Annotated in this window: 11 protein-coding genes, 1 pseudogene and 1 riboswitch; of the genes and pseudogenes, 1 reads left to right on the forward strand and 11 read right to left on the reverse strand. The window is 71.3% G+C overall.

Annotated features, from left to right (window positions below; all coding sequences use genetic code 11):
- Positions 1-159, reverse strand: a riboswitch (cyclic di-AMP (ydaO/yuaA leader).
- 510 nt (positions 160-669) lie between these two features.
- Positions 670-1,467, forward strand: coding sequence for a tyrosine-protein phosphatase (locus QIS96_RS09325; protein WP_282541966.1), 798 nt, complete (start codon positions 670-672; stop codon positions 1,465-1,467).
- A gap of 39 nt (positions 1,468-1,506) precedes the next feature.
- Here QIS96_RS09325 and QIS96_RS09330 read toward each other — a convergent pair whose 3' ends face one another.
- The 11 genes and pseudogenes from QIS96_RS09330 to hpnC form a co-directional block, all read right to left on the reverse strand.
- On the reverse strand, positions 1,507-1,623 hold the full coding sequence (locus tag QIS96_RS09330) for a DUF6126 family protein (protein WP_282542006.1): 117 nt from the start codon (positions 1,621-1,623) through the stop codon (positions 1,507-1,509).
- 68 nt (positions 1,624-1,691) lie between these two features.
- A complete protein-coding gene (locus QIS96_RS09335; RefSeq protein WP_282541967.1) occupies positions 1,692-2,309 on the reverse strand; it encodes a helix-turn-helix domain-containing protein in 618 nt (205 codons plus the stop codon).
- A gap of 90 nt (positions 2,310-2,399) precedes the next feature.
- Positions 2,400-3,812: an aspartate aminotransferase family protein gene (locus QIS96_RS09340; protein ID WP_282541968.1), complete on the reverse strand. Its 1,413-nt coding sequence runs from the start codon at positions 3,810-3,812 to the stop codon at positions 2,400-2,402.
- A 131-nt stretch (positions 3,813-3,943) separates the two neighbouring features.
- Positions 3,944-4,225: pseudogene (locus QIS96_RS09345) on the reverse strand (1-deoxy-D-xylulose-5-phosphate synthase N-terminal domain-containing protein); the annotation flags it as partial.
- A 73-nt stretch (positions 4,226-4,298) separates the two neighbouring features.
- Positions 4,299-5,321, reverse strand: coding sequence for an adenosyl-hopene transferase HpnH (gene hpnH / locus QIS96_RS09350; RefSeq protein ID WP_282541969.1), 1,023 nt, complete (start codon positions 5,319-5,321; stop codon positions 4,299-4,301).
- A gap of 29 nt (positions 5,322-5,350) precedes the next feature.
- A complete protein-coding gene (locus QIS96_RS09355; RefSeq protein WP_282541970.1) occupies positions 5,351-5,998 on the reverse strand; it encodes a phosphorylase family protein in 648 nt (215 codons plus the stop codon).
- Positions 5,998-7,989 carry a squalene--hopene cyclase gene (gene shc / locus QIS96_RS09360; protein ID WP_282541971.1) on the reverse strand — a complete coding sequence of 664 codons (1,992 nt, stop codon included), beginning with the start codon at positions 7,987-7,989 and terminating at the stop codon, positions 5,998-6,000. The genes QIS96_RS09355 and shc overlap by 1 nt, the downstream gene beginning before the upstream one ends.
- A gap of 161 nt (positions 7,990-8,150) precedes the next feature.
- The gene (locus QIS96_RS09365) at positions 8,151-9,281 is read right to left on the reverse strand and encodes a polyprenyl synthetase family protein (RefSeq protein ID WP_282541972.1); all 1,131 of its coding nucleotides are present in this window, start codon (positions 9,279-9,281) and stop codon (positions 8,151-8,153) included.
- Positions 9,278-10,648 (reverse strand): hydroxysqualene dehydroxylase HpnE, encoded by a 1,371-nt coding sequence (hpnE, locus tag QIS96_RS09370; protein WP_282541973.1) that lies wholly within the window; start codon positions 10,646-10,648, stop codon positions 9,278-9,280. The genes QIS96_RS09365 and hpnE overlap by 4 nt, the downstream gene beginning before the upstream one ends.
- Positions 10,645-11,601: a presqualene diphosphate synthase HpnD gene (hpnD, locus tag QIS96_RS09375; RefSeq protein WP_282541974.1), complete on the reverse strand. Its 957-nt coding sequence runs from the start codon at positions 11,599-11,601 to the stop codon at positions 10,645-10,647. Before hpnD ends, hpnE begins: the two co-directional genes overlap by 4 nt.
- A gap of 8 nt (positions 11,602-11,609) precedes the next feature.
- Complete coding sequence (hpnC, locus tag QIS96_RS09380) at positions 11,610-12,512, reverse strand: squalene synthase HpnC (protein WP_282541975.1); 903 nt, start codon at positions 12,510-12,512, stop codon at positions 11,610-11,612.
- Positions 12,513-12,781 lie beyond the last annotated feature (269 nt).

The following is a 12,781-nucleotide window of genomic DNA, read 5'->3' on the forward strand; positions in this document are numbered from 1 at the left end:
AATTCCTCTCCGGCGCCTGCGAGGTGAGCTGTCGGGTTCGGGCTGGAGATGCCCGGCCGCGGTGAGGCGACTTCACCCCAAGCCGCTCCGGTGGACCGGATACGGCGATTTACCGTGGGTCCCCCGCTCCTGCCGTGCACGGGTGGGTGTGCGGAAATCCGGACGGCGGCAGGATTGGGCGTCCGCCCGGACGTCGGCGACCGTAATCGAGCGAAGAGCGGGGCCACAAGGAATCAATTCCCGGGCCATTGCGGAACGGTGATCCTTTTTCGAAAAGCCGGTCACACTCCGTGGACGGGAGTCCTTCAACGGCGTTCAGCCATAAGGAATTAACCCGGCGGAGATCGCCACGCACCGTCACGAATATGATCCCGCTCACCACGGAATGCGCCACCTCCCTTTACTCCAGGGCCAGTTACCGCGAACCCCCTGAAACGGACATTGAGCGCGAACTATCGAATGTGCCGTTATGAAGGAATTGCAGCCGCCGCGACCGACGTCCCGGCCGACCGCGAGAAGGACCGCGAACCGGACGAGGGTGACGCCGGGCAGGAGACGCCGCCAGGATCACCCCAGGTCGAACAATTGATTGCCCCGGGAACCCGTGTCGTATCGTCGAAGTGCGCCCCGTCGGCGAGCAGCGTCGGCGGCCGAATGGGAGGAGCCCCCGTGACGCAGCAGGTCCCGTCGACAGAGCCCGAACTCGCCGGAGTACGCAACTTCCGTGACCTGGGCGGCCTGCCGACCGTGGACGGGCGGCGGGTCCGGGCCGGACGCCTCTTCCGCAGCGGCCACCTCGCGCACGCCACGGAGGCCGACGCCGGCTTCCTCTCCTCGCTCGGACTGCACACGATCTTCGACTTCCGCAATGCCGCGGACCAGAAGCTGGAGGGCCAGGACGTCGCCCTCCCCGGCGTGCGCAATGTGAACCTGCCGCTGACCGACCCGGCCGACGGCGCCGAGTTCTGGAAGCTGGTCCGCGAGGGCGACATATCCCAGCTGCGCACCCTGCTCTCCGACGGCAAGGCCGCGAACCGGATGATCGCCTCGTACCGCACGATCATCAAGGAGCGCACCGCCGAGCACAGCCGCATCCTGCACGCGATGGCCGAGGACAGCGTGCCGGCCCTGATGCACTGCGCCGCGGGCAAGGACCGCGCGGGCCTGTCCATCGCCGTCACCCTGCTCGCGGTCGGCGTGGAGCGCCCGGCCATCGAGGAGGACTACCTCCAGTCGAACGCCGCCCACCGCCGCTACAAGGTGCACCGCAGCAGCACCTCCGCCGACGCCATGTCGCCCGAGGTGATGGAGCTGCTCAGCCCGCTCTTCGACGCCCGCGCCGAGTACCTGTCGGCGGCGTTCACCACGATCGAGGAGACCTGGGGCACGGTGGACCGGTACCTCGAAGAGGGCCTCAAGATCACGCCCGCGGTACGCGAGCGCCTGCGCGCCAACCTGCTCGACTAGGCGGCCCACCGGAGGGGCGGACGGCCGCCCCTCCGCCCCTCACTGGCTCTGCCCGCCCAGCGTGAACAGCAGATACACGAAGGCCGCGAAGAGGTGGCCCACGGCGACGTAGATGATCAGCCGGACCCACAGTCCCCGGGGGAACTTCTCCTCCATGGAGCTGGGAGCCGGTGAGCTGGGGGCCGGTGAACCGAGGTCGGTCTTCCGGGGTTCGGGTTCAGTGGTCATCGCGCGTCTCCGTGGGTCGGGCCGCCCAGGCACAGCGCGGCGGCCGGGCTCTGCAGCAGGGTGTGGACGAACAGGAGATCGGCGCCGCCCTCGTCGGCGGCCCCGATCCGGTGCGGGGTGAGCGAGTCGAAGTGCGCGCTGTCGCCGGGCTCCAGGGTGTGCACGGTGTCCCCGAGATGCAGCCGCAGCCGGCCCTGCAGGACGTAGAGCCACTCCTCGCCGGGGTGCACCCGGACGATGTCGCCCTGCGCGCCGTGCGGGACGTGCACGCGCAGCGCCTGCATCCCCCGGCCCGCGGCGCCCGCCTGCCAGTACGTCCAGCCGCCCGCGACGGTCGGCTCCATGTCGCCGGAGCGCACCACCGCGTCCCGGTCGGCGACCGTCTCGCCGAGCAGCTCGGACACCGTCGTACCGTAGATACGCGCGAGCGCGAGCAGCACCGGCAGCGAAGGCTGGCGCTGTCCGGTCTCCAGGCGGGACAGATAGGCGGGCGAGAGTCCGGCGTTGCGGGCCGCGGCCTCAAGGGTCAGCGCGGAGCGGCGGCGCAGTTCACGCAGCTGCGGGGCGACGACGGCGGGCAGCGAGGGTTCCGCTTCCGGATCGGCGGGGCTCATGAGTTGATTGAGCCAGGGTCGTGCCTGTGAGGCAAACTTTTTGCCTCACAGGCAAAAAGCTACTGTCCCCGCGGCGCGCGACTGGGCCGATCACCGGTTGGCGACCGCCTGCTTCACCAGTGTCCTCCCGAAGTCCCACATCAGCCCGCCCCCGCTGTGCGCCTCGTCCATCACGTCCGTGAACGCCGCCACGAACCGCTCGACCTCCGGCTCCCCCACGATCAGCGGCGGAATCAGCTTGATCACCTCCAGGCGGTCCCCGGAGACCTGCGTGAGGATGCGGTGCTTCTGCAGCAGCGGCACGACCACCATCTGCGCGAAAAGCCCCTTCCGCGCGACCTGCAGAGCGGCCCAACGGCTGCGCAGCTTCAGCGAGTCGGGCCGCCCGAACTCGATGCCGATCATCAGGCCACGGCCGCGTACGTCGTGCAGCAGCTCGTAGTGGTCGACGAGCGCCGCAAGGCGGGACTTCAACTGCTCACCCGTGGCCCGTGCGTTCGCGACCAGCTGCTCGTCCTCGAGCACCGAGAGGACGGCGAGCCCCGCGGCCATGGCCTGGGCGTTGGAGCCGAAGCTCGCGGAGTGCACCAGAACGCGGTCCATGGACGAGTAGACCTTCTTGAAGATCCAATCCCGGCCGAGCGTCGCACCGACCGGCACATACCCACCCGAGAGCGCCTTCGCCACGCACACCAGGTCCGGCTCGACCCCGTCCTCGTGCTGGTACGCGTAGAAGTCGCCGGTCCTGCCGAGCCCGGTCTGCACCTCGTCCGCGATGAGCAGCGCCTTGTGCCGGTGCAGCAACTCCTGGGCGGCGCGCAGGAATCCGGGCGGCGGCTCGTGCACGCCCTTGCCCTGGATCGGCTCGACGACGAGCCCCGCCACGTCGCCCCGCTTCAACTCCCGTGCCAGCGCGTCGAGATCACCGAGCGGGATCGCGGTGTCGGGGAGCAGCGGCGCGAACCCGTCGCGGAATCCGGACTCGCCGTTGACCGAGAGCGCCCCCGCGGTCAGCCCGTGGAAGGCGTGCGCGCAGTACAGGATCCGCGGCCTCCCCGTGGCGTACCGGGCGAACTTCAGGGCCGTCTCCACCGCCTCCGTACCGCTGTTGCCGAAGAACACCCGGTCCAGGTGCGGGCTGTGCGCGAGCAGCTTCTCGGCGAGCAGTCCGGGCAGCGGCTGGCAGTCGAAGCGGGTGAGGTCGGCGAGCTGGGCGTCGAGCACGTCGTGCAGCGCCTTGCGTACGACGGGGTGGTGGCGGCCGACGCCCATCACGCCGAAGCCGGCCAGCATGTCGAGGTAGTCTTCCCCGTCGGCGTCCCAGAAGTACGCGCCCTCGGCCCGCTCGTAGACCTTGTCGAAGCCGATGGTGTGCAGCATGCGCGGCAGTTGGTGGTTCAGGTGCCGGGCGTGCAGCTCGTAGCGTTCGCCGCCGCGCTCGGCGAGCAGCGCGGCCAGGTCGAACCTCTGCGGAGGCCTGTCAACCGTCGACTCGTCCGTCATGACCGCTTCTCCTTCGCGTTCTCCATACGGGCGAGGCTCGCCCCGATCCGCCCCGCGACGTCGACCGGGGTGAGCCCGAGGTCGGCCAGGACCTCCCCGCGTTTGGCGTGCGCGAGGAACTGCTCGGGGATGCCGAAGGTGCGCAGTTTGGAGAAGTCCTGCCGCCCGGTGAGGAGCTTGTGCTCATAGGCCTGGTGGCCGGTGTCCCAGACCAGGCGGTCCACGGGCGAGTCGAAGACCCGGTGCAGCGCGACGGTCAGCTCGACAACGCCCAGGTTGGGCCCGAGGTGCCCGCCGGTGCGGGTCACCGCGTGCACGAGGAACTGCCGGATCTCTTCGGCGAGTCGGTCGAGTTCCGCTGCGTCGAGTGCCTTCAGGTCCTGCGGTCCCCGGATGCTCTCCAGGATCGTCATACGGTCCCCCTCTCGAATGGCAGTCCGCTCCCGGCGGTCGCGGCCGACCCGTTCGCCGGCCGCGTTCGCGGGGTCAGCCGCGGTTCCCGGAGACGGTCTCCCGCATCGCCCGCAGGGACTCCTTCAGCGAGCCCATCGTGGCGAGCACCGCCGTCGGCTCGTATCCGCAGTGGGCCATGCAGTTGGCGCAGCGCGGGTCCTTTCCGCGGCCGTACGCGTCCCAGTCGGTGTCCTCGATGAGCTCCCGGTACGTCGGCACGTAGCCGTCGCTCATCAGATAGCAGGGCCGCTGCCAGCCGAACAGCGAATAGTTCGGAATGGCCCAGGCCGTGCACGGGAAGTCGACCTTGCCCTCAAGGAAGTCCAGGAAGAGCGGCGAGTGGTTGAGCCGCCAGCGCCGCCGGTTGCCGCCCGCGAAGGTCTTCTTGAAGAGTTCCCTGGTCTGCTCGACGCCGAGGAAATGCTCCTGGTCGGGCGCCTTCTCGTAGGCGTAGGCGGGCGAGAGCATCATCTCGTCGACCTGCAGGTCGTCGTTGAGGAAATTGAGCACCTCGATGATGGTCTGCGGGGTGTCCGTGTTGAAGAACGTCGAGTTGGTGGTGACCCGGAAGCCGCGCTGCTTGGCCTCCTTGATGGCCTCGACCGCCTCGTCGAACACGCCTTCCTTGGCCACGGACTCGTCGTGCCGCTCCCGCATCCCGTCGATGTGCACGGCGAACGCGAAATACGGCGACGGCGTGAACTTCGCCATCTTCTTGCGGAGCAGCATCGCGTTGGTGCACAGGAAGACGTATTTCCTCTTGGCCACCAACTGCCGCACGATCTCGTCGATCTGAGGGTGCATCAGCGGTTCTCCGCCGGCGATGGAGACCATCGGCGCACCCGATTCGAGTACCGCCCCGACGGCCTGCGCGACCGGCATCCGCTGCTTCAGGACGCCCGCCGGGTGCTGGATCTTGCCGCAGCCCTCGCATTTCAGATTGCACGCGAAAAGCGGTTCGAGCTCGACGATCAGCGGAAATTTATCGCGCTTGCGGAGCTTCTGTTCGAAGAGATACGTAGCCACCTTGATGGACTGCCTCAGCGGCATGGCCATGACGCGCTCACCTCCTGGGGAGCAGCCGCTCACCTCCTGGGGAGCGGCAAAGAACGGTGCCATTCATAGAAAGCCGGAAGGATTCCGCGCAGAACACGGAAAGCCGATATTCCACCGCGCACCGTGCCGATCCGGACGAGCTCATGCTCTGGAGCGTCCACGACCACCCGTACGGCCGCAACCGGGCGGGCCCCCGACCGGACCGCCGCCCGCAGCGTCGCCGACGACTCCATGTCGACCGCGATGGCCCCGCGGGCCAGCAGCTCGGCCCGCTCGTGGCCGCGCACCACATGGTCGGATCCGGTCAGGCCCCCGGTGTGCACGGTCCGTCCGGGCAAGGCCTTGACCAGCTCTTTCACCAGGATCTCGGTGCCTACGCAGGCCGTGGCGCCGTGCGCGTCCCCGGCCCGGTCGGCGACCACCAGATCGCCGGGGTGCATGCCGGGGGCGAGCCCGGCGCAGAAGCCGGTGGCGACGACGGCGGCCCCGTCCCGATCCGGCCGATCGAGGGCACGCGTCACCGCGCGCTCGGCGGCCTTCGGCCCCATCCCCGTACGTACGACGGTGACCGGGAGGCCAGCACCGCCGCGCTCCCCGGTCCGCAGCGCGAGGCTCTCGATGCGCAGCGCACAGGCGATGAGCAGCGGCGGCACGTGCTCCGCCGCACCGTCGGCCATCAATCCGCCCCGCCTCCCGGCGCGTGCCCCGGCACGTGCCCCGTGCCGTGGACGTACCGGCCAAGCGCCGTCAGCGGGAAGACCTGCCGGTACAGGTGGTAGTTGATCGAGAAGTCCCAGGGGAACCCGGTGCCCGTGAAGTACGGCTCGTCCCAGGACCCGTCGGCGTTCTGCGTCCCGGCGAGCCAGGCGACGCCGCGCTCGACCGCCTTGGAGCCCCGCTCGTCCGCGGCGAGCAGCGCGAGCAGCGCCCAGGCGGTCTGCGAGGCGGTGGACTCGCCACTCGCCACCCACTCCGGGTCGACGTACGACCGCAGGTCCTCGCCCCAGCCGCCGTCCTCGTTCTGCACCGACTCCAGCCAGCCCACCGCCCGCCGGATCGCCGGGTGGGACGCGGGCAGGCCTGCCGCGGTCAGGGCGGGGACCACCGAGCCCGTGCCGTACAGGTAGTTGACGCCCCAGCGCCCGAACCAGGCGCCGTTCGCCTCCTGTTCGGCGAGCAGCCAGGCGATGCCGCGCCGGGTCCGCGGGTCGTCGGCCTTCCCCTCGTACGCGAGCATCTCGACGACGTGCGCGGTGACGTCGGCGGAGGGCGGGTCGATGACCTCGCCGAAGTCGCAGAACGGCAGCCGGTTGGGGAACTTGCTGGTGTTGTCGACGTCGAAGGCGGCCCAGGCCCCGTTCCTCGACTGCATGCCGAGGGTCCAGTCCATGCCCCTGCGGATGGCCTCGTCGAGGCGGGCGGGGTCGGGGTGGCGCACCCGGCGCAGCGCCAGGGCGACCTCGGCGGTGTCGTCGATGTCCGGGTAGTTGTCGTTGTGGAACTCGAACGCCCAGCCGCCCGGGGCGAGTCGGGGCCTGCGCACCGACCAGTCGCCGGGCCGGGTGATCTGTTCGGCGAGCATCCAGTCGGCGGCCTTGACCAGGCGCGGGTCGTCGTCGGGCAGGCCCGCGTCGGCGAGCGCGATGGCAGCCAGGCAGGTGTCCCAGACGGGCGACTGGCAGGCCTCGATCATCCGCGCCCCGTCCTCGCGCCACACCGCGAACCGGTCGAGCGAGGCTAGGCCCTCGCGGAGCACCGGGTGGTCGAGGTCGTAGCCGAGCAGGTGCAGGGCGATGACCGAGTACACGGCCGGGGGCTGGATGCCGCCCCAGCAGCCGTCGTTCTCCTGCCGCTCGACGATCCACTGTCCGGCGGCGCGCATCGCCATCCGCCGCACGCCGGGCACGGCCACCTTCTGGTACGCGTGCAGCGCCTTGTCGAGCCGCTGGAACACGCCGTCCCAACTCGCCACCGGGGCAAGGGACTTGGGCGGATTCGGTACGCGCGCATCGGCGTGCAGCTCGTCGAGCGGGAACGGCGCGGGCCGCACCGGCCGCTTCGCGGAGACGATCGTGAGCGGCACGATGGTCTGCCGGGCCCAGCAGCCGAAGTCATAGATGTTGAGCGGGAACCACTTCGGGAACCAGATGAGTTCCGGCGGCAGTTCGGGCAGGTCGTCCCACTTCCACCAGCCGAACAGGGCCAGCCAGATGCGGGTGAAGACCCGGGCCGCGGCGATGCCACCCTGGGCGCGGATCCAGGCGGAGGCCCGCGCCATGTGCTCGGCCTCGGGCGCGTCCCCGGCCAGGCGCAGGGCGACGTACGCCTCGACGGTGGTGGAGAGTTCGCCGGGCCCGCCGTGGAAGGTGGCCCAGGTGCCGTCCGCGCGCTGCTCGCCGCGGATGAACAGGGCGGCGGCCTGTGTGGTGCGTTCGTCCCCGATGCCGAGGAACTGGCGCAGGAGGAGGTCCTCCGCGTCCATCGTCACGTTCGTCTCGAGGTCGCCCTTCCACCAGCCGTCCGCGTGCTGCCGGGACAGCAGGTGCTCGATGGCGCGTTCGGCAGCCCGCAGGGCCGCCTCGAACGTGTCGGGGCTCTCGTCGGTCTCCCTGGCCGCGGCCGCCCGGGGCGGAATCGCCCCGGTGCTTCCGTCGGTCGTCGCTGTCATGGCTTCCCCTCCGTGCAGATTCGTGGATTGCGAAATGCTGCTGTGCTGGGGTCCGCCGTCGGCCGGTGGCTGCCGTGGTGCTGTGGCGCTTGTGGCGCCGTGGTCAGCGCACCGGCCGGCGACTGCGATTCATATGAGGGTGCGGGTGACGAAGATGGCGATCATCTCTTCCGTACGACGACGAAGTCGGCCAGGGCGACCAGCTGGCGCCTGACCCGGTCCGGCATCTCCACGCTGTCGAGGGCCTCGACGGCGATCGTGTGCTGGCGGCGCGCCTCCTGCGCGGTCCACTCGCGGCCGCCCGCCTCCTCGATGAGGGCGGCGCGGGCGGCGAACTCCTCCTCGGAGAAGTTCTCGAAGTCGGTCTCCTTGGCGTCCGCGGCGAGCAGTTCGCCGAGCCGCTCGGCGGCCTCGCCCTCTGCGCTCAGGGCGGCGACCACGGGCAGCGACTTCTTGCGCTGGCGCAGGTCGCTCCAGGTCTGCTTGCCGGTGGCCTCCGGGTCGCCCCAGATGCCGAGCAGGTCGTCCACCGCCTGGAAGGCGAGGCCCAGGTGGTAGCCGTAGCGCTCCAGGGCGTCCGCGGTGCGCTCGTCGGCGCCGCCGAGGACCGCGCCGATGGAGACGGCGCAGGCGAGCAGGGCGCCGGTCTTGTTTCCCTCCATCTCCAGGCACTCCTCGACGGTGACCCGCTCGCGGTGCTCGTAGGAGATGTCCTGGGCCTGACCGTCGATCAACTTCCGCGAGGCGACGGTCAGTCGGCGGGTGGCGCGGCCGGCCTCGACGGTGTCGAGTTCGAGCAGGATCTCGTTGGCGAGGGCGAAGAGGGCGTCGCCGACGAGGATGGCCTGCGCCGGTCCGTGCACCTTCCACACCGTGTCGCGGTGCCGGCGCTGCTCGTCGCCGTCCATCAGGTCGTCGTGCAGCAGCGAGAAGTTGTGCACGAGCTCCACGGCGACGGCGCCGGGGATGCCCACCTCGGGCGCGGCTCCCGCGGCCTCCGCGGAGAGCAGCGCGAGCGCGGGGCGCACCGCTTTCCCGCCGTCGGCGTCGGAGGGCCGCCCCTCGGCGTCGATCCAGCCGAAGTGGTACGCGGCCACGGTGTCCATGGGCGACGCGAGGCGGTCCACGGCGGCGCGCAGCACCGGCGTGGCCATCGTCCGTCCACGGTCGAGCATCCCGCTGACGTCGACGTCGTCGGCGCCGTCGAGGCTCTCCACGTTCTCCGCGACGCCGGCAGCCGAAGGCACAGTCGGCACAGTCTCTCCTCTTGATCCGGTACTGCTACTGCTCATGCCGCCTCCTGAAAGAGATGGTCGTGGGGGCGGCTCAGGGCGGAGAGCGCTGCCCGTGCCGCGGTCGTCCCGCTGCGCACGGCGCCCTCCATGGTCGCGGGCCAGCCGGTGGCGGTCCACGCGCCGGCCAGGTACAGGCCGGGTGCCTCGGTAAGGGCGCCGGGCCGCAGGCGGCAGACGCCGGGGGTGGGAGCGAAGGTCGCGGTGCGCTCCCGGGTGACGAAGAAGTCCCGGACCTGGGCGCCGCGTGCCGCGGGCAGCAGCCGCTCCAGTTCGGGCAGATAGCGTGCGCGCAGCTGCGCGACGGGTGCGTCGATCTCGTCCTGCGCGGCCGACTGGGACACGGCGAGGTACTGCCCGCCCGCGTACCCGGAGGAGTCGGTGCGGTCGAAGACCCACTGCACAGGCGAGCCGACCGCGGCGAAGAAGGGCTGCTTGAGCACCTTGCGGTCGTACAGGACATGGACGTTGAGGATCGGCGCGGTGCCGATGGAGAGCAGGGTCTCCGGGTCGTCGAGCGCGCCCTCGGGCAGCAGTTGGTGCGCCTCGCGCTGCGGTACGGCGAGCACGACGGCGTCGGCGTCGATCCGCTCGCCCTCCGCCGTGACGTGCCAACCGCCGCTCGTAGTACGGGAGATGCCTCCGACCTTGGCCCGGGTCTCGACGCGCACTCCGGCCGTGTCGAGGGCCTTGCGGGCGAGGGTGTCGTGGAGTTCGCCGAGCGGGACGTGGGCCCAGCCGATGTCGGCGGCGCCCGGGTCGGAGAGCAGGCCGGTCTTGAAGACCATCGCGGCGAGGGCGAGCGAGGCGTTCCCCGCGGTGGCGTTCAGGGTGGCCACGCCGACCAGGTCCCACAGCGCCTCGACGGCCCGCGCCGACTGCCCGCGCGCGGCGAGCCAGGAGCCGAAGTCCTGTGCGTCCAGGGCGGGGTCGTCGAGGTCGAGCCCCTTCAGGGCGAGCGCGGCGCGGCCCACCTGGGCGCGCTCGGTGAGGGAGAGGTGCGGGTACGTGGACAGGCTGGCGGCGAGGTGCAGCGGCACCGGAAGCGCGGTGCGGCGCAGCCGGCCGAGCCGCATCCGCTCGGCGTCGAGCACGGGGACGTCGAGCCGGTCCTGCAGCGGGGCGAGCGCGGCGCCGCCGATCCGGTCGAGGAACCAGCGGTACGCGGTGCAGCAACGCAGGTACACGTGCTGGCCGTTGTCCACGGTGAGCTCGCCGCGCCGGAACGAGAACGCGAGCCCGCCGAGGCGCGGCCGGCCTTCGAGGAGGGTGACGTTCAGGCCGCCGTCGGCGAGTGCGAGGGCGGCGGTGACCCCGGCGAGGCCGCCGCCGACGACCACGGCGCTCTTCGGCTCGTACCCGCTCATGCGCGCCTCCTCGCGGACTCGCGGGCGATGTGCCGGGCGTCGAGTCCGGAGAGGCCGCGCACCGCCACGTACGCCTTCTCGCGTCCGGGCAGCGAGACGCGGCCGCGCAGGACGGCCTCGGGGTCGCGCTCGATGCGGTCGAGGAGGCGGCGGTAGATGCCGGCCATGGCGGCGACGCAGGCGCCGCTGCGCCGGTCGAGCATCGGTAGCAGTCGGTACCCCTCCACGAACAGGGCGCGGGCGCGGCGCACTTCGAAGTGCACGAGCCCGGCGAAGTCGGCGCCGCGCGGCGGCTCCGGTCCGAGGAAGGCGTCCGCGCAGCCGAACTTGGCGAGGTCGTCCGCGGGCAGGTAGACGCGGCCGCCTTCTGCGTCTTCCCGAACGTCCCTGAGGATATTGGTGAGTTGGAGGGCGAGCCCCAGCGTGTCGGCGTACTCCGGGGCGCGCTCGGCCTGTTGCGCGCCCGGCTCGGTGCCGAAGACGCCGAGCGAGAGCCGCCCGATGGCCCCGGCGACACAGCGGCAGTACGTCTTCAGCTGGTCCCAGGTCTCGTAGGTCTCGCCGCGTACGTCCATGAGGACGCCGTCGATGAGTTCGTCGAGGCCGCCGAGCGGGATCGGGAAGGTGCGCGCGGCGTGGCTGAGGGCGACGGCGACCGGGTCGGTGTCGTCCTCGTCGACGGCGCCCTCGCGCACCCGGTCGAGGAGCCGGCGGGTCTCCTCCAGGCGGCTGTGCTTGACCTCGGGGGCGAGCGTGCCGTCACCGATGTCGTCGACCCGCCGCGAGAAGGCGTAGAGGGCGGACATGGCGCGCCGCTTCGGCGTCGGCAGCAGCCTGATGCCGTACGCGAAGTTGCGGGCCTGTCCGCCGGTGACGGCCTCGCAGTAGCTGTAGGCGGCGAGCACCGGCGCCGATGGCTGTGCGCCCTTGTCCGAGTCGACTGCGGCTTCCATGGTTTCGCTCACCCCTCACCTCGCAGGGTCGCCCCGACCTCGCGCAGCAGCCCGGCCTTGGTGGGCTTGGGGGGTCCGGGAAGGACGTCATGGCGGGCCGCCTCGACGGCGCGCAGTGCGGCGCGGCCGCCGCCGACGAAGCCGGCGAGCAGCAGCCTGAGCCGGCCGCGCACGCTGTGCACCAGGGGCGTGCCCTCGGCGAGCAGGGCGCGGGCGCGCTCCGCCTCGAACGCGACGAGGGCCCGCACGGAGGCGGAGGCGGCGGGTGCGGCGAGGTCGGACTCCTGCACGTCGAAGCGGGTCATGTCCTCGGCGGGCAGATAGATCCGGTCGCGCGCGAGATCCTCGGCCACGTCCTGGAGGTGCTCGACGATCTGCAGCGCAGTGCACACGGCATCGGAGCGGCGGACCCGTTCGGGGCTCGTGGTGCCGGTGACGGCCAGGACGAGGCGGCCGACGGGGTTGGCGGAGAGCTCGCAGTAGGCGAGCAGGTCGCCGTAGCTCGCGTACCGGCTGACCAGCTGGTCCTGGCGGTTGGCCTCGATCAGGCCGAGGAACGGCTCGGGCGTGAGGCGGTGCGCGCGGACGGTGGGCTGGAGTCGGCGGAGCAGCGGGTGGCCGGGGGCGCCGCCGAAGACCTTGCGCAGGTCGGCCTCGAAGGCGTCGAGGAGGGTGAGCCGGTCCTCGGCGGCCGCCGGGTCCAGGCCGAGGAAGCGGGCGTCGGCGCCGCCGGGGGCCAGGTCGCCGTCGCCGATGTCGTCGACGAGGCGGGCGAAGCCGTAGATCGCGAGGAGGTCGGTGCGCCAGGCGCGAGGCAGAAAGAAAGGAGCCACCGGGAAGTTCTCGTCGGCAGCCTTGTCCAGAGTCGCGCGCTCCGGGACGGCGGGGCGCGCCGTCCGGCCTCCCGTCACCGTGTGCTGCCCAGGACGGGACCGGCGGAAGCCTTGGGGAGGGGAGAGCTTTCCGTAACCATGGCCGTCACATCTCCCGTTCTACACTGCCAACCCAATACATCCTATTTCGGACACGCCGCCGACCAATCCAGCTTACGTTCTACGGCGTCAGGCGGTAATCGGGGGTACTCCGAGCGCCACTGCAGCGCATCGTTACGCCCGAACATGCCCGTTTCATACGGGAGTTGAGACCCTGACCCCGGCCGGAAGGCGTCCGGCGGGGCCGT

The organism is Streptomyces cavernicola (assembly GCF_029968035.1).
Lineage (GTDB): Bacteria > Actinomycetota > Actinomycetes > Streptomycetales > Streptomycetaceae > Streptomyces > Streptomyces cavernicola.